Genomic DNA, 15,149 nt, shown 5'->3' with positions numbered 1-15,149 from the left:
GTGATAGAATTGCTGTGATTAGAGTCAGCTAACCAGCCAGTAATGCCATTCTACTCAGTGATTTTTTTTGTGTCAAATCCGGCAAAAAAGGTCAAAACAGGAGTTAAAAGTGGAAAAACAACCGGATATATCAGTGCTTTTTGTGGTTTTGCTGACAGCCTTTGCGACATTTTGGAGCATAAAAAAAGATACTGCGGATTATTCCGACTACATAAGAAACGGGGGTGAGCAGGATGCAGACCGATTCTACACAGGCCGCGCACGAATTAGGGGATGCTTCTTTTTATCTGCATGATTATCATTTTCGACAGGATAATCATAATGGAATCTGCACCTTGCAGCCGCAAAACAGACAAGGCTATGGAAATATCTATCAGGTTCAACCGACAGATGGATTATTCCTGTCAACCGGAAGCTGGATACCATACGCCTCAATGGAACGTAAATATGAGATCAATCAAAAGCTGGTGAAAATTTATTATTTGGAATCCGGCGGTGTTACCCTGATCCAGAATGGGCGGAAAGCCCAACCCATCACAGAGGGAATCCACCTTTATCTAAATAAGCCGTCACAGGGGCGAGTATTATATCAACCCAATATACCAATCAGCTATGCGTCAGTTTTGCTGTTTGAAGATTACATAGAGAAAAATCTGCAAGACCGTTTTACCCCGGACGATTTTGACTATGCAGAGGTTTATGATTGGAAAGCTTTTGATTATAATACCCCGGAAATTGGAACCCTGTTTTTGCAGATACGGGATAAACTGATTGCTGGCGAAACCTCCCGTCTTTACTACGAAAGCAAAGTGGGTGAACTGCTTTCTATTGTGGCAGGCAACTTTCATAAACAGCGACAGGAGATAGCATCTAAACACCAGTCTCTTTCCAAACAAGAGAAAAAGGCGCTGGAATCTGTACGTCTGGCTATTGAACAGAATATTTTAAACCCACCAGAACTCTCGCAGCTTTGCAAAATAGCAGCAATGGGACAAACTAAACTTCGAGAATCATTCAAAAAAATGTATGGTGTTCCTATTGGGACATACATTCGACAATCCAAAATGAAATATGCTTCACTGTTACTTAAAAAGAATGAATTATCAATTTCATCTATAGCCAAACATTTAGGGTATCAAAACGCAAGTAAATTTTCTAGCGCTTTTAAAAACTATTTTAATCAATCGCCTGAAATTTACCGAAAAAATAATTATAATATGCGTAAAGATTAGAATCACTTGCCATTTTTTTAGAAATTTTTTAATTATATTAATCGAGTAGGAGGCGGTGACTAACCGCCGTCCTCTCACACCACCGTGCGTACCGTTCGGTACACGGCGGTTTCAATAGTTGACGTGCACGGACTGATAGGCTGTGGCTAAATCATAGAAGCCACCGTTTATCAGTCTCTCTTTTGTCATGGCTTTCTTAACTGTTGTCAGATTCGCACAATACCAGTGTCCTCTTCGGCAGTTTGCCGCCATATTCGCATAGTATTCGTGTACTCCCATCTTTATCAGATTTCTTTTCTTTGTTTTTGGAAGTTTCCACTGTTTCCATATACACATGCGTATTCTGTGGTAGAGCCATCCGTTGATCTCTTCGATGTTGTTCTTCATGCTTGCTATTCCGTAATAGTTCAGCCATCCTCTTGCATATATCTTGATTTTCTCAAGGCTTGGCTTGATTGACTGACATCGTTTACGGGAAGACAACTCTTTCAGTCTCGACTTAAACTTTCTCCATGACTTTGGATGAACGCGAACATAAATACCCGTTCCATTCCTTCCCAATGCAAAGCCTAGATACTTAAAATTTCGGATTGCAAACACACTGACAGTACGGCTTTTCTTTCTGTTGACTGTAAGTTTCAGTTTCTCTTCAAGGTATTTCGTACTGCTTTCCAGAAGTCTCTCCGATGCCCGTTTGCTCTTCGCAAGGAGCACGATGTCATCTGCATATCTGACGCATGGGACTCCTCTCTTCAAAAACTCCTGGTCAAACTCATTGAGATAGATATTCGCCAGTAGTGGGGATAGATTTCCTCCTTGTGGCGAACCTTCCTCTGTTTCCATGACTACTCCGTTCTCCATTACCCCGCTTTTCAGATATCGCTTAATCAACTGCACCACCCGTTCGTCCTTTACATTCTTACGGAGTAAGTTAAGGAGAATTTCATGGTTCAGTGTGTCGAAGTATTTTGATAAATCTAAGGATACTGCATATGTGTATCCTTGTTCTGCATACTCTTTCACTTTTTGTATTGCGTCCTTCGCACTTCTGCCCGGACGATAGCCAAAGCTACCATCTGCAAACAGCGGTTCATAGATTGGCACTAACTCTTGCGTGATTGCCTGTTGGATTGTACGGTCTATCACCGTTGGTATACCAAGCTTTCGCACACCACCATCTGGTTTGGGAATCTCAACTCGTCTTACTGGAGACGGAGTATACTTTCCACGATAAATGCGGTCGGTTATCTCTTGTTGATGCTCCTTTAGATATGGAAGAGCCTCTTCAATGGTCATGCCATCAATTCCTGGTGCTCCCTTGTTTGCCTTAACTCTCTTATACGCTCTGTTAAAGTTATCTTTATACAGGATCGCTTCTAAAAGTCTCGGCTGTGCACTGTCTCTTTCTTTCCATATCCGATTGAATGACCTAGACGCTTTCACATACCCTTCATGTTCCGCATTATCTCTTTGCGAACAGCCATTGTTTTCAATGTTTTCTGGCATAGACGGTCATTCCTCCTTTCTCGGTCATACTCAAGACTCCTACTGATTCGGTCCTTCACCTCTCGGCTACTATGACCTCTGCTGACTTCTGTGCGTTCAGCATTGCTTTATGCAGTGGTTACCTCTTTCAAGGCGTACCGCACAGACCTCCCTAGGTACCACACGTTTCTTCCTCTCCATCCATCTGCCTCATTTATCATGCATGATTCCGTGTAGTTATTGGACTTCGACTTGGTAAGCAGCCTTATCCTCATGCATAACCTTATATGAGATTTCTGTTCGTCAGACCAGAGATTTGCCCATGAGTTAGTATGTTCCTCACATCCAGCTTCCTTCAGATTCCATCTCACGATGGACACCCTTGCCTTCGGCTATATCCTTCCCACTACCGGGCGGATTCGGGACTTTAACCCGTTAGAAACGTGCGCCGCTAGGCGCACTCACAAAAAAGAGGCGCTAAGTTTGCACCTCTTTTTATTGTAAAATTCATACTCATTCTCTAATTTGTTTTTTAGTCAAGGTAATCTAAACTATTGACTACTCTCTAAGAGTCAACATATTAATTTTCAAAGTATACCATATCCCATGATCGTTCCGTTATTGATATCGTAGCTTCTCTGGTTCACGGCATCACTGGAGTTTCCCTCTACGGTGTATACGGTACTGCCCTCGGTTTTCTCCACGATTCCTACATGGTCTGAGGTTCCATCTCCGTTCCAGTCAAAAAAGATTAGGGTTCCGGGCTCTGGCGAGTATCCTCGGCTCTTCCATTTTCCCTTGTTCTGAAACCATGCGATTCCGTCATCACACAGAGAGAACTTCGGCATCTTACCGTTTTCGATTAATCCTGCCTGATCTCCACACCAGCTGGCAAAGCAGGCACACCATGCTACATGGCTGTCAAATCCATACCACGACCAGAACTTCTGGCCACCTTCATTTCCAAGCTGGGTAAGTGCCACGGATACAATCTGGCCGTTGCCTCCAAACAGGCCGGCAAACAATCCGCCGCTAGAATAATACCGCAGGACGTGAGGGACATATTCTGGATCCCCATAGGCACTCCAGCCATGTGAAGCCGCCTGTTCATTGGAAAACTGCAAAGCGTTTTCTGCACTGTAGCCCCCATAGTTTCGGAGAGCCCACGTTATGTATCCGTTACCGTAGTTATATCCTTGCAGAGACAGTTTCAGCTTGTCCATGTCCTGGGGACTAGTGCATCCGGCTTCCTTCAGGCAGTCCGCATAATATTGGATTCCCACTTGTATGGAGTAGTCTGCATCCTGGATGGCATTGGGGCTGTTGGAGTACCGGGTGTTGTATGGGCACTCACTGCTCTGCATGGGATCGGTTCCCCGACCGCCGGATTCCTGCATCATGATCGCCTGTATCACCGAGACGTATTCGGGGATTCCATACTGATTGGCGTATTTCTGGATGGTTGATGTGTAGGAAAGGACTTCCTGGCTGAGTGCTTCGCTGCTCTCTGAGCTTCCCGAAAATGCGGCACCGCCAATAATTCCGACTATGATAACCAGAAGCAGAACCATGACCGCTCCGGCGGCTCCCAGTGCAGCTATCATGGACTGTACGGTTTTCGCTGCCGCTTCCACGGCGGCCTTGGCTGCCTTGAAGGTATTCTCCCCTGCCCTTGCCGTTTTCTGTATCCTGCGTACTCCATCGGAAGTCTGCAAAGCTGCTTTCTTCGCCGCCTGTTTCGCTGCCCTTCGTTCCATCTGCTTCTGCATCCGGGCTGTCAGGGCGTCGGAGCTGGCCACACGGAGCTTCTGTTCTGGCTGAATGCTGATCTTCGCAGACGGAGGGGCTGTCTTAATAGTACGCCTCTGTATATTCTTCGGTATCCAGCAGGGCTTCTACGCTCTCCGGCTGGGACTCTTTGGTTTCTTTTTCTTCCAGGAGCAGTTCCATACAGTCCAGAAGCGAGGTCTGGTGTTCCCGGAATCTCCGCTCTGCATTGAAATCGTCCCAGTCGTACTCCCGAAGCTTCTGGATCGTCTCTTCATCCACGCCCTGTTCACGCAGGATCTTCTCTTCCTCTGCTTTCCACTGGTTCCATCTATATTCTTCTTTTGCTTTATTGTAAGCCACTTATGTTTTCCTCCGATCTGAATTTTTGCGAAATCAAATCGGAGTGTGGCGGTGCTCTGGTCCGTTCTTCCTGTCTACAGGAATGTCCGGCATTTCTGCTGTCTCCCTGCAAACACGGATCTCCTTTGTAATCATATCTTTACAAAGGCACAGTGTATCGGATGCACCTGTCAGTTAACGGTCAGGAAACTGTCAATTGACGGTCAGTTTTTATCACCTTCTTTCCAGAATAAATAAAATAAGACGAATAATCTTTTTACGGATCATTCGCCTTACTGTTGTTCGTTTTCTTTATTCAATTCAAATTTGTAACCTATATCCCTGACACTGACGATACAATTCCCAGCACCATCTTCAACAACATTCAGCTTTTTTCTCAGTCGCTTTACCAGACACCAGATGATATTTTTAATATCACCAACAGGATAATCTTTCCAGACAAGCTGGTAAATCTGTTCAAATGTGTATACTCTCATCGGTGTCACCGCTAATAAATATAAAAAATTATATTCTTGTCGTGTTAAATGTAACGCTACATTATTCCAAAATACTTTATGTTTCTTATGATTCATTACAAGTTTTCCCTTATTAATCAGCGTTTCGGATTGCTTTTGAGTTATTTTTTGTTTATTATTTCGTCGTGCCAATGAAAAAATCTGCAGATCTACTTCTTCTGTAGTGCTATTTATATCCATTACACAGTCTGCACCAGCGTATATTAATTCTTTTTTCCATGACATACACAATAAAGAAGAAGTATCCGTCAAAATAATAATTGGTATCTGCGTTATCTTTCTAATAGCAGATATAATATTACTTATGTTCTCTTTATAAAGGATCACTCCTATTATAAGCACATCATAAGAAAATAAACTCAAATTATGCAGTAAAATTTGTAGATTTTCTGCATAATCTGAGTTTATCTCATTGAATAGTTTTCGATATGATTGATTGTCAAAATATGCTAATATCTTGTATTTTGTGTCTTTCATATTTAATCTATTTTAGCAAAGCAACATTTTCTACTTCTTCACAGGAAAATCATCAAATATATTGTCAATTTTTTGTGAAGCAATCTCTCTCATCGCATGCTCTTTCAGTTTTTGAAAACTTTCATCACTGACTGCATGTTCCATACGACAAGCATCAACTTCTGCAATTTGTGGATTAACTCCAACGGATATAAGTTGATGAGTAAAAAAACAATGGCGTTCGTAAATTTTTTCAGCCATATCCCGGCCAAGTTCTGTCAGGTGCAGATAATGCTTTTCATCCATTGTCAAAAAACCGCCCTCTCGCAAAGTTCCTACTGCGTAACATACGCTGGGTTTTGAAACCTCCATGTACCGAGCAACATCCACGGAACGCACCATACCGAGCTTCTTTTGAAGTATAAGCACGGCCTCCAAATAATCCTCTCCGGCAGTATGAAGTTTCATAGGCAGCTCCTTTCGTCATTAAGCAAGACTCCAGCCAGCCGCACTCTTTCGGATATTGACAAAATCCTGATAGATACCAGACTGTTTCAAAAGTTCCTCATGGGTTCCTTGCTGTGCAATCTGGCCGTTGTCTATAACTAAAATCTGATCGGCGTTCTGGATGGTATTTAGGCGGTGAGCGATTACAAGCAGGGTCTTTCCCTTCACCAATTCGGAAATAGCCTCCTGAATATAGCTTTCATTGTCCGTATCTACACTTGCGGTAGCTTCATCCAAAATGACAATAGGCGCGTCTTTCAGAATACAGCGGGCAATCGAAATACGCTGTTTTTCGCCGCCGGAAAGTGTTGCACCGCCCTCACCAACCACCGTTTGGAATCCGTCGGGCAAAGCCATAATGAAATCATAGCAGCGGGCTTTTCTGGCAGCCTCATAGACTTCTTCTTCCGTGGCATCCGGCTTTCCCATGATGATATTGTTGTAAATGGTGTCCTGAAACAGATACACGCGCTGGAATACCATGCTGATCTGATCCATCAATTCCGACAGAGGTACATTGCGAATATCCACGCCCCTTATCGTCACATTGCCGGATTTTACATCCCAAAGTCGCGCCAGCAAGTTTGCAATGGTGGACTTACCGCTACCGGACGGTCCAACCAGCGCTGTCATAGAATTTTTCTTCATGGCAAAACTGATATGATGCAGAACCTCTTTATCCTGATAAGCAAATGTAACATCGTTGAACAGGACTTCCGGCTGTCCCGGCTGTGCCTGAGCCGGAATATGCTGCTTGCCGTTGTCGGAAAGTTCCGGTTCATCCAATACCGCTTCAATACGATCAAGGGCAGCGTTCATAACGGTTAGTCGGGTTGCTTCTCCATAAAGAGCTTTCAGAGGTCCAAAGAGATCAAAGACAAACAGCAGCACGCCCAAAAGATAAGCCAGGGAGAGTACGCCTTCCTGATGTAAAAAAACGGATAAACCGAAGATAGCGGCAATACCCACGCCATAGAGAATGTTTAAGCCAGTGGTCCACGGTGTCATTTTCTGCTCAAACTTCGTATTGACATCCCTTGATTTTTTGAAGTTTTCCGTTAATTCGTCAGATTTTTCTCCGAGCAGATTGTAACTTTTGATAACCCCAATTCCTTCAGCAAAAGACAAGACCGCATCCGTCAAATTCTCGCTTTGGTTTTGACGCCCGACAGCCTCCTTGAAGGAAACCTTATTCATATATTTTGCAACCAGTGATGCCAGCAAGGTAATGATTACCGCAATCAGCCCAAGTCTCCAATCCAGTACGAACATAAAAACAGATAAAACAAAAGTAGACAGCATATAGCTCATCATGTTGCCAATGGTACTCATAGAAACTTCCTCAATGAATACCATATCCGTACTGAGAACAGAGCTGATTTTGCCAATATTCCCCGATGTAAAGTAACCCATCGGCATTTTTCTTAAATGATTTCCCAACTCCATCCGTTTATCAGCAAAGATCATAAATCCAGCGGCACTTTGCAGACGGTCGCTCAAATAGTGAACCACTGTCTGAACCACTAAGAATACTTCCTCTGGTTGCTCTCCACTGTCATAAATTAATTTCTTTGGTTCTTCCATTCCTTTCTGCCTCCTATAATCCCATGATTTCTTTTACGATCCGGTCAGATGCCTTCACTGCCCCGACCAGTACCAGTAAGTTAAAGACCAGCTCCCCGATGTAGTTCCAGACAATCGTCACAGCAGACAGACTGGTATCCCCGACGGCCGGCGGACTCGCCGCAAACACCGAAAAGATGATGCAGGCCAGTGCGATGATGGCACCTTCCAGACATACCCCGGCGTAGGAACGGATAAAGTTCTTCCCTACAGACTGGGTTGGTTCCCCGGCAAAGGTTGCCAGCGGGATCGGTGCGATGGCTGTGTACATATACAGCTTGAACATTCTTCCATATACAGTCAGGATCATCACAAAGGAAAGCACGGTAATTAACAAGCTGCCTAACAGGGTTACGATCCACAAAGGGATGGATTCCAGCATCCCGACTGCTTCGATCTTGTCCACAATCTCTGAGGGCAGTTCCGTCACCGTTCCACCTGCCATCCCGGAATGGGACATAATATTTGCCACGATTCCCTGCACAATGGAAAAAATTGCCGTCAGAAGCTCCATGCCGGACATGACGGCTCCCTGTGCCAGTGCAAAACGGATAAAGGCTTTCACTACATGTTCCGGCTTTTTCATATCCGTGAAGCTCCCACAGGTTTTCACAAGCCCCGCCGCAAAGAACAGAACCAGCAGGCCGTACCCGATGGCTTTCAGTCCACCATTGATGTTCGTCATCACGCTCCAGATCGCCCCGCCCTTGAAATTCTCCGGGCTTTGCGTCAGCAGTGTCCAGATCTCAGCCAGCTTATCGCTCCAGGTCTGCAAGGCAGAATTTAGATTCTGTACGATCCAGTTATTACTCAAACAGTTTCACCTCCCATCCTGCAAAAGTGAACAGGGAGCCGGCATTTCGCATGGCTCCCCTTCTGGTCTCTTCTCCTATCCCATGATCAGGTCCAGGATCTCTTTTGCAAAAGTAATGATGATACCGCCTGCCAGTGTCAGAAATCCGTTTGCCCTCTGGCTCGGATCGTGGCTCTTTAAGGACAGGCCGACCTGCACGATACCAAATCCCAGCAGGATCAGGCCAATGGCACGGATTAGGGAAAAGATAAACGTGGACAGGTTATTGACTACGGTCAGCGGATCGCCTGCGGCATAAACGCAGGTCGCCCCAATGCAGATCGACAGTACCATGACTGCATACAGAGCAAACAGTTTCTTCTGCCCTCTCTTCATCTTCAGCGGTGCGGTCTCTTTCCTGGTTTCTGTGTGTTTCTTATTTTTCAGTAAATTCATCGGCATTCCTCCAATCAAAAAAGCTCCCCGATGATGTCCTCATCCAGAAGCAGTTCGTAGTCGTTATATCTTGTTTCGTCAAAGGTAAAATCGTCATGTGCCAGCGGTGCTTTCGCATAGTTGAACGGGCCGGCACCGCCGTCTTCGGTATACCGGATGTTGGGATGCTTCATCAGGTCATACTTGGCATCCAGTATGGGCCGTTCCCCGCGGATAAACAGAAGTGCATTCTGGTTATCCAGCATACGGACTTCATCCGGCTGTAACAGCTCCCTTCCGCTCTGCTGGAAGTTGGTGGAGTAGCTGCCGGATTTTCCTTTGGTCTGCCCGTAGGTGTTGGTGTCTATGGTTTCTTTCCCCAGTAATTCTGATACATATTTGTGTGTCTCTTTTTCATTGCCGCCCAGGTACAAAAACTCATCGCAGTTGCCCACCAGACTTTCCCAGGAGTCCTTGAACAGAGCCTTTAGCTGGCTCATGTTCTGGATGATGATGCTGCAGTAAATGGAACGGGAACGGCAGGTTGCCAGGATCTTCTCAAACTCATTTGGCAGGGATACGTTTGGAAACTCATCCATGATGCAGTTGACCGGAACCGGGAGGGCACCGCCATGCACACGGTCTGCCATATAATAAAGAGTCTGGAAAAGCTGGCTGTAGATCATACCTACCAGATAATTCAAAGAGGTGTCCGCATCCGGAATACAGCAGAAAAGGGCAACTTTTCTTTCGCCCATGCTGGAAAGATCCAGTTCATCGGTATTGGTCAGCTTGGCGATCTGCGGCAGGTTGAAGGCTGCCAGACGGACACCAACACTGATCAGGATGGACTTGGCGGTCTTTCCTGCCGCCTGCTTGTAAATGTGGTACTGCTTGACGGCAATGCTGTCCGGGTCCCGCATCTCCAGACGGTCAAACAAAATGTCCAGAGGGGACTCGTAGTCCTCATCCTCTTCTTTTACCTGTGCCGAGCCTAACATCTCCATGATCATGGCGAAGTTCTGTTCTTCCGGCGGAGCTTCATGGAGCAGATACAGCATCAGTGCCTGAAGCAGTGCTGTCTCGCTCTTCTCCCAGAACGGATCGGAGGACTGGGAACCTTTGGGTGTGGTGTTTTGTATCAGATTGGAAATGAGACGGAGTACGTCTTTGTCATCGTGGACGTACTCGAATGGATTGTAGCAAAAAGATGTGTCGGGATTGATGAGGTCAAAGACACGCACCTCATATCCTTTCTTTTCCAGCAGACCGCCTGTCTTTCGGAGCAGCTCGGCTTTGGGGTCTGTAATGACCATCGAGCAGCAGCACTGCATGATGTTCGGCAGGGCAAAGCCTCTGGATTTTCCTGCACCGGAGCCTCCCACCACGAGGATGTTGAGACATCTGCGGTGCTCGTGGGTGTCCAGGCTGATGCGGAAGTTCTGCGTCAGCAGGATGTTCTGGGAGTACGGCTTCTGGCTGTATTTCTTACAGATCTGCCGGGCATCACCCCATCTGGCGGAACCATGTTCTTCCCCTCTGCGGTAGTTCTTCTGGCTGGAATAAAAAATGCCGATCCCGGCTGCGTAAAGTAACGTGCAGACCAGCACCGACTTGATGGTATATTCCGTATAATGAAGCTGGAAGGGGTGGTTCAGTTTTTCCGTTAGAACCTCCATCAGCTCAAAAAGATTCCTGCCCGGCTGAATAGCATCCGCAATCAGGATCGCTGCCCACCAGATGACAGGCAGTCCGGCAAGCCAGATCACCCAGTCTGACTTCCGGCTGTTTGTTACCGGGATGGCTGCTGTTTTGGCCTCTCTGCTCTCGGCAGATCCGTGATGTGGAAGCTGTCCACTCCAGGAACGAGGGCAAGGCTGCTTCCATTCTCCCAGTTTACGTGGATCTGCCCTGCATCGTCTACCATATCCACCTTACCTTTTAAGCCGGGTGGCATGTGACTCTCCCCCTCCATGCTGTTAAGCGTGACCTCTGTTCCCGGCGGATATCTTCTCCTCATGGCTTCTATTCTTTCTTGTGTCATATTTCTGTATATTCGTACCACATCCTTTCTTTATCTTCCCCGTCCACGGTATGGGCGGCGGTATCTGGATTTCATGATCTTTAACAGGACACTGTCGATCCCATCGGAATAGCGTCCGTTTTTCAGGTATGTGTCCCGGAGCTTGTTTAAAGCTTCTACAGATTTGGTGTGTTCAGCTTCTGTCAGGTAGAGCTTTCCTTCTTCCTGCTCTGCCAGCTTCAGAACCAGATCCCGTGTGGTATCCACCGGAAGCCCCTGTTCTTTTTCCTGCCGGAACACTTCCCGGAGGGCATGGATCAGCATATGGTTCATGATCCGGTCCATCTTTACATATCGCATTCTTGTCATAGGCGAGCCTCCTTTTTTCCTCTTTTTTCTCAACCACAACATACCACACTTCCTCCCGGAAAGCTACTGCAAAAGAGCCGGAAAAACCCCTTTTATCAGCGTTCCGGGGACTTTTTGTTCTTGGCTGGTTTCTCTGATTTCTCCTCTGGGACGGCAAATTCATCGGGCATAAATTCCTGCTCACTTTTGCCGAGGTTGCGGTCTACCTGCTTGCCGATGGAATAGGCTGCGCTCTTTACATTCTGAATAAAGGAGCGGAGTTCTTTCGGATCTTTCTGTCCGAATGCCTGCATCTCGCATACCTTGTCAAAGGAAAAGCCGGAGACATCCACGCCATATTTCTGTGCTGTCACATACGCCGCACAATAAGCCTGTGCCGCTACCCCTGCCCGGCTGTAGCTTCCATCGTGATGGTCAAGAGATGCATACGCCAGTTCCCGGCTGATGGAATGGAATGTTGTATTTTCACTCATGCCGTTTCGGACATAGATCGTCCGCTGATTCGGGATATACTGTGCCTGTACCTTATCCGGCAGGTTGTCTGCGATCTGAATCCGTACCTCGCTGTCGGTCAGCAGTGCTTCCATCAACTGGTCCATCGGTTTTGGCTCCGCCTCTTCCGGCTGTTTGGTGCGAATCTGGCTGATGTCATAGGCTTTCTGGATGGAGTATCCCTGCTGGATGACACCATCCTTTTCGTATTCCTGTCCGACAATGAAGTTGTATCCCTTGCTTCCGGTCTTGACTACTTTGCCTTCTTCTTTCCATTTTTCAAAGGTCTTAATCTGCCGGATCTCCGGGTTCTGTGCATAGAGCAGGAACAGGTTGTCTGTCCTCTGTGGCTTACACTGTCCCATAAAATCAAGGAATCCTTTTAAGGAGTCCCCATTCTGGAAGATCTCCTGTGCCTTTCCATCGATCATGCCCCAGATTTCTTCCCTCTCCTGCTTTTTCTGTGCGGCATATTCCTCTTTCGATAGCCGCTGGGCGGACGGTTCCTGCGTGTCCTGCCCTAAAAATTTTGTCAGGTCCATCTTCTACCTCGCTTTCACCTTTCGTTTATTTCTCGCTTTCTTCTGCGTTTTCTTTGGTCCACGGTTCTTTTCCCGGCTCCGCTTCTGGGATTCCTCTGCTTTCTCCCGTTTGATGTTCTCCAGCTCCCGGCGGACACTGGGACGCTCCTGTTCCCTTGGCTTTGCTCCATCAGTCCCGTTTTCCTGCCCGGTAGAAATATTTCTGCTGTGCAAGGAAAAGCCGGACAGATTCTCTTCCCCCTCTTCCTGCACCGGGATAAAATTTTCCGGTTCGGAAGACTCCTTTTCAGGATGATTCTGATTCTTCTCTCCTTGAGAAAAATCCATGTCACCGACCTGGAATGCTTCGTCCAGATCGCTGATCTCAAACTGCACCTCGCCCTCTGGCATCTGTACGATTTTCTGTACTGTTTCGGTTTCCGGTGCTTCCATTCCAGCGGTTACCTCATGGACAGCTTCCCCGACTTCACTTCTTACAAAATCAAGATTCATCTTATCCATAACCCGGTTGACCTTGGCTGCGTCATCCGCAAAGACCATGACCTCGCTCATCTCCGGGTTCTTTTTATCACGGATAATCACATAGAGCAACCCTCGCTTCCTGCCCTCACTGCAGAATTCACGCAAGCGGTCAGACGGCACAGTAAAGAACTTCAATGGCTTGTTCTCCTTTAACATCCGCACCATCCGGGTTCTGCCCCTCGTTTTCTTCTGGTCTTTTAATACGGCGGCAACAAATACCGCCAGATGCTTTGCCAGCGTACCCGAAAGTCTGAGCCCGTGGTCCACGCCGTCCAAGGAATACCGGACGATCTGATCCGCCGCATCGCCTCCATAATTCATACTGTTCACCTGCTTTCTGTTCTCGGTTGTCTGTTTTTCTCCGTCTGTTCTGCCTGTCTCTGGATCTGCTCTGCCAGACGCATCTTTTCTTCCATCTCTTTAGACTGCTGTTCGATCCGGATGCAAAGACGGATATCCTTCCGAAGCGGCCTCAGTTTTTCGGTGATCTGACCGATCCTAACACTGTCCGGTTCGCTCCGGTAGAGCCGCTTCCGTTCTTTTGTGAGTGCCTGCACCTGTTCTTCCAACGGGGTTCGGTATGCCATCAGTTCTTCACGGGTGGTAATCTGATACTTCTGAAGAAATTCCATCTGCTCGATCCTGGCATCCAGTTTTCGGATATCTGCCCGGAGCACTGGGGAGATTCTTTTCGGCTTCTGCTTTAGAACACCCATCTGATACAAATAGGAATAGTACAGGGCCTGTATCCCTTTTAACTTCTTTTTCGGGGGCTGGGAAGCTCCTTCTTTTCCAGCAGTTGTCCTGCTCTTGGGCTGTAAGATCCACTGCCGGATGCTCTCTTCTGAGTAATTCTTCCCAAGGCTCCGCAGACGGATATACCGTTCCATCCCCGGTGCTTTCAATGCGATGTACTTCCGATTCAGCTTCCACTGATATCCTCTCTGCTTCATCTGGTCCAGAAATTGTTTCCATGTGAAGCTTTCTGCCACCGCATCACGGATATCCAGACGGATCGAGGTTCTCCAGGTTGGCTTTCCGTCCTGTTCTGCCATCCACTGGGCATAAGATTTCCCTTTGCCATTTTTCGGTTCGATAACTGATAAGCCGTATTTCAGGCATAAGGCATCCGAAGTTTTCCGCACATCCTCGTAGTAGCTCCTGCTGTTACTATGGTACTTTTTCCCATCTTTCATGCTCACGGAATTAAACACGATATGGTTGTGGTAATGCTCCGTGTTCAAATGAGTGGTGATGACAGCTTCATATTTTCCCTGAAGGAGTCTTTCTGCCAGCTCCATGCCAATCTGGTGGGCAAGTTCCGGGGTGACTTCCCCTTTGGCAAAGCTCTGCACCAGATGGAAGCCCTGCACCCCGTCCATCTTGTTGTATCGTTTCTTTGTATCTACCATATCTTGATAAGCAGTCTCACAGACACAGCCAATGGCATTCTCAAAAATGGAACGCTCCGTCTTGTCCCGGTTCATTGCATATTGAATAGCTTCTTCCAGAGAGCCGGCACTTTGTCCTTTCTTTGTGGTCTTATCCTTGTTTCGAATGTAAGTAATGGAATTGTCCAGACGGCTGACCGGGATGATACTGGTGTATGCCATCGGCTACCATTCCTCTTTGACCAGCCTCCATGTCTCTTTCGTCATGCGGAGCATTTCCCGAATATTCTCTTCCCCTGCCATCCCACATCCATTGGCTACATGGGCAAGCTGATTGGCATTGTTGCACAGACCGGATACTTTCCTTAAAAGTTCGGTATGATGTTCACAGGGTCTTGCCCGGACTTCGCCGCCCATGACAATGGAACGGATGTATTCCTCACGGGACAGGCCGCTTTTTTCTACCTGCTCTTCCAGAAAACGCAGCTCCTTTGTATTGAGGCGGACTGGTATCACATGGTTTCTTTTTCTCATCTCTTCACCTGCTTTCCAACGGGTTATTGATCGTTTCCTTACATTTCACGGTTTTTCCAGATCAGGAATCCTGTCAGCACGCCAATGGCTACGGCTGCAG

General features: G+C 46.9%; 15 protein-coding genes and 1 pseudogene. 1 reads left to right on the top strand and 15 read right to left on the bottom strand.

Going from position 1 to position 15,149, the window contains the following annotated elements:
- Positions 1 to 233 precede the first annotated feature (233 nt).
- Entirely contained in the window at positions 234 to 1,232 is a 999-nt protein-coding gene (locus tag MUB50_RS13090) for a helix-turn-helix transcriptional regulator (protein WP_117638850.1), read from the top strand.
- A gap of 111 nt (positions 1,233 to 1,343) precedes the next feature.
- Here the strand turns inward: MUB50_RS13090 and ltrA are convergent, their stop codons facing one another.
- The 15 genes and pseudogenes from ltrA to MUB50_RS13015 all read right to left on the bottom strand — a co-directional run bounded on the left by ltrA (position 1,344) and on the right by MUB50_RS13015 (position 15,049).
- Complete coding sequence (gene ltrA, locus MUB50_RS13085) at positions 1,344 to 2,738, bottom strand: group II intron reverse transcriptase/maturase (protein ID WP_244791299.1); 1,395 nt, start codon at positions 2,736 to 2,738, stop codon at positions 1,344 to 1,346.
- 566 nt (positions 2,739 to 3,304) lie between these two features.
- Positions 3,305 to 4,594, bottom strand: a pseudogene (locus MUB50_RS13080) (lysozyme family protein); the annotation flags it as partial.
- The gene (locus tag MUB50_RS17390; RefSeq protein ID WP_306800648.1) at positions 4,569 to 4,847 is read right to left on the bottom strand and encodes a hypothetical protein; all 279 of its coding nucleotides are present in this window, start codon (positions 4,845 to 4,847) and stop codon (positions 4,569 to 4,571) included. The pseudogene MUB50_RS13080 and the gene MUB50_RS17390, both read right to left, overlap by 26 nt.
- A gap of 272 nt (positions 4,848 to 5,119) precedes the next feature.
- Positions 5,120 to 5,839, bottom strand: a complete 720-nt coding sequence (locus tag MUB50_RS13070) for a winged helix-turn-helix transcriptional regulator (protein WP_240577353.1) — start codon at positions 5,837 to 5,839, stop codon at positions 5,120 to 5,122.
- Between the two features lie 30 nt (positions 5,840 to 5,869).
- Positions 5,870 to 6,286, bottom strand: a complete 417-nt coding sequence (locus tag MUB50_RS13065) for a metal-dependent transcriptional regulator (RefSeq protein ID WP_240577352.1) — start codon at positions 6,284 to 6,286, stop codon at positions 5,870 to 5,872.
- Positions 6,287 to 6,304: 18 nt separating this feature from the next.
- A complete protein-coding gene (locus MUB50_RS13060) occupies positions 6,305 to 7,909 on the bottom strand; it encodes an ABC transporter ATP-binding protein (RefSeq protein WP_334303631.1) in 1,605 nt (534 codons plus the stop codon).
- A gap of 13 nt (positions 7,910 to 7,922) precedes the next feature.
- On the bottom strand, positions 7,923 to 8,762 hold the full coding sequence (locus tag MUB50_RS13055) for a hypothetical protein (RefSeq protein ID WP_240577348.1): 840 nt from the start codon (positions 8,760 to 8,762) through the stop codon (positions 7,923 to 7,925).
- Between the two features lie 75 nt (positions 8,763 to 8,837).
- Positions 8,838 to 9,197 (bottom strand): glutamyl-tRNA amidotransferase, encoded by a 360-nt coding sequence (locus MUB50_RS13050; protein ID WP_240577347.1) that lies wholly within the window; start codon positions 9,195 to 9,197, stop codon positions 8,838 to 8,840.
- Between the two features lie 14 nt (positions 9,198 to 9,211).
- Positions 9,212 to 10,945 (bottom strand): VirD4-like conjugal transfer protein, CD1115 family, encoded by a 1,734-nt coding sequence (locus MUB50_RS13045; protein WP_055155777.1) that lies wholly within the window; start codon positions 10,943 to 10,945, stop codon positions 9,212 to 9,214.
- Positions 10,946 to 10,968: 23 nt separating this feature from the next.
- A complete protein-coding gene (locus tag MUB50_RS13040) occupies positions 10,969 to 11,220 on the bottom strand; it encodes a DUF4314 domain-containing protein (RefSeq protein WP_015513377.1) in 252 nt (83 codons plus the stop codon).
- Between the two features lie 30 nt (positions 11,221 to 11,250).
- Positions 11,251 to 11,568: a hypothetical protein gene (locus MUB50_RS13035; RefSeq protein ID WP_055149034.1), complete on the bottom strand. Its 318-nt coding sequence runs from the start codon at positions 11,566 to 11,568 to the stop codon at positions 11,251 to 11,253.
- Positions 11,569 to 11,663: 95 nt separating this feature from the next.
- A complete protein-coding gene (locus tag MUB50_RS13030; protein ID WP_055155776.1) occupies positions 11,664 to 12,602 on the bottom strand; it encodes an ArdC-like ssDNA-binding domain-containing protein in 939 nt (312 codons plus the stop codon).
- Positions 12,603 to 12,605: 3 nt separating this feature from the next.
- The gene (locus MUB50_RS13025; RefSeq protein ID WP_117802434.1) at positions 12,606 to 13,445 is read right to left on the bottom strand and encodes a PcfB family protein; all 840 of its coding nucleotides are present in this window, start codon (positions 13,443 to 13,445) and stop codon (positions 12,606 to 12,608) included.
- A gap of 5 nt (positions 13,446 to 13,450) precedes the next feature.
- A complete protein-coding gene (locus MUB50_RS13020; protein WP_055155774.1) occupies positions 13,451 to 14,737 on the bottom strand; it encodes a relaxase/mobilization nuclease domain-containing protein in 1,287 nt (428 codons plus the stop codon).
- 3 nt (positions 14,738 to 14,740) lie between these two features.
- On the bottom strand, positions 14,741 to 15,049 hold the full coding sequence (locus MUB50_RS13015; RefSeq protein WP_015533354.1) for a plasmid mobilization protein: 309 nt from the start codon (positions 15,047 to 15,049) through the stop codon (positions 14,741 to 14,743).
- Positions 15,050 to 15,149 lie beyond the last annotated feature (100 nt).

It is taken from the genome of Blautia sp. NSJ-140, from assembly GCF_022868965.1.
Lineage (GTDB): Bacteria > Bacillota > Clostridia > Lachnospirales > Lachnospiraceae > Blautia_A.
This window is presented reverse-complemented; position numbering and strand designations above follow the sequence as displayed.

Excerpts from the sequence above, each read along its gene's own strand:
- MUB50_RS13090 (WP_117638850.1), top strand. The coding sequence starts at position 234 with ATGCAGACCGATTCTACACAGGCCGCGCACGAATTAGGGGATGCTTCT.
- ltrA (WP_244791299.1), bottom strand. The coding sequence starts at position 2,738 with ATGCCAGAAAACATTGAAAACAATGGCTGTTCGCAAAGAGATAATGCG.
- MUB50_RS13070 (WP_240577353.1), bottom strand. The coding sequence starts at position 5,839 with ATGAAAGACACAAAATACAAGATATTAGCATATTTTGACAATCAATCA.
- MUB50_RS13065 (WP_240577352.1), bottom strand. The coding sequence starts at position 6,286 with ATGAAACTTCATACTGCCGGAGAGGATTATTTGGAGGCCGTGCTTATA.
- MUB50_RS13060 (WP_334303631.1), bottom strand. The coding sequence starts at position 7,909 with ATGGAAGAACCAAAGAAATTAATTTATGACAGTGGAGAGCAACCAGAG.
- MUB50_RS13050 (WP_240577347.1), bottom strand. The coding sequence starts at position 9,197 with ATGAATTTACTGAAAAATAAGAAACACACAGAAACCAGGAAAGAGACC.
- MUB50_RS13040 (WP_015513377.1), bottom strand. The coding sequence starts at position 11,220 with ATGACACAAGAAAGAATAGAAGCCATGAGGAGAAGATATCCGCCGGGA.
- MUB50_RS13035 (WP_055149034.1), bottom strand. The coding sequence starts at position 11,568 with ATGACAAGAATGCGATATGTAAAGATGGACCGGATCATGAACCATATG.
- MUB50_RS13030 (WP_055155776.1), bottom strand. The coding sequence starts at position 12,602 with ATGGACCTGACAAAATTTTTAGGGCAGGACACGCAGGAACCGTCCGCC.
- MUB50_RS13025 (WP_117802434.1), bottom strand. The coding sequence starts at position 13,445 with ATGAATTATGGAGGCGATGCGGCGGATCAGATCGTCCGGTATTCCTTG.
- MUB50_RS13020 (WP_055155774.1), bottom strand. The coding sequence starts at position 14,737 with ATGGCATACACCAGTATCATCCCGGTCAGCCGTCTGGACAATTCCATT.
- MUB50_RS13015 (WP_015533354.1), bottom strand. The coding sequence starts at position 15,049 with ATGAGAAAAAGAAACCATGTGATACCAGTCCGCCTCAATACAAAGGAG.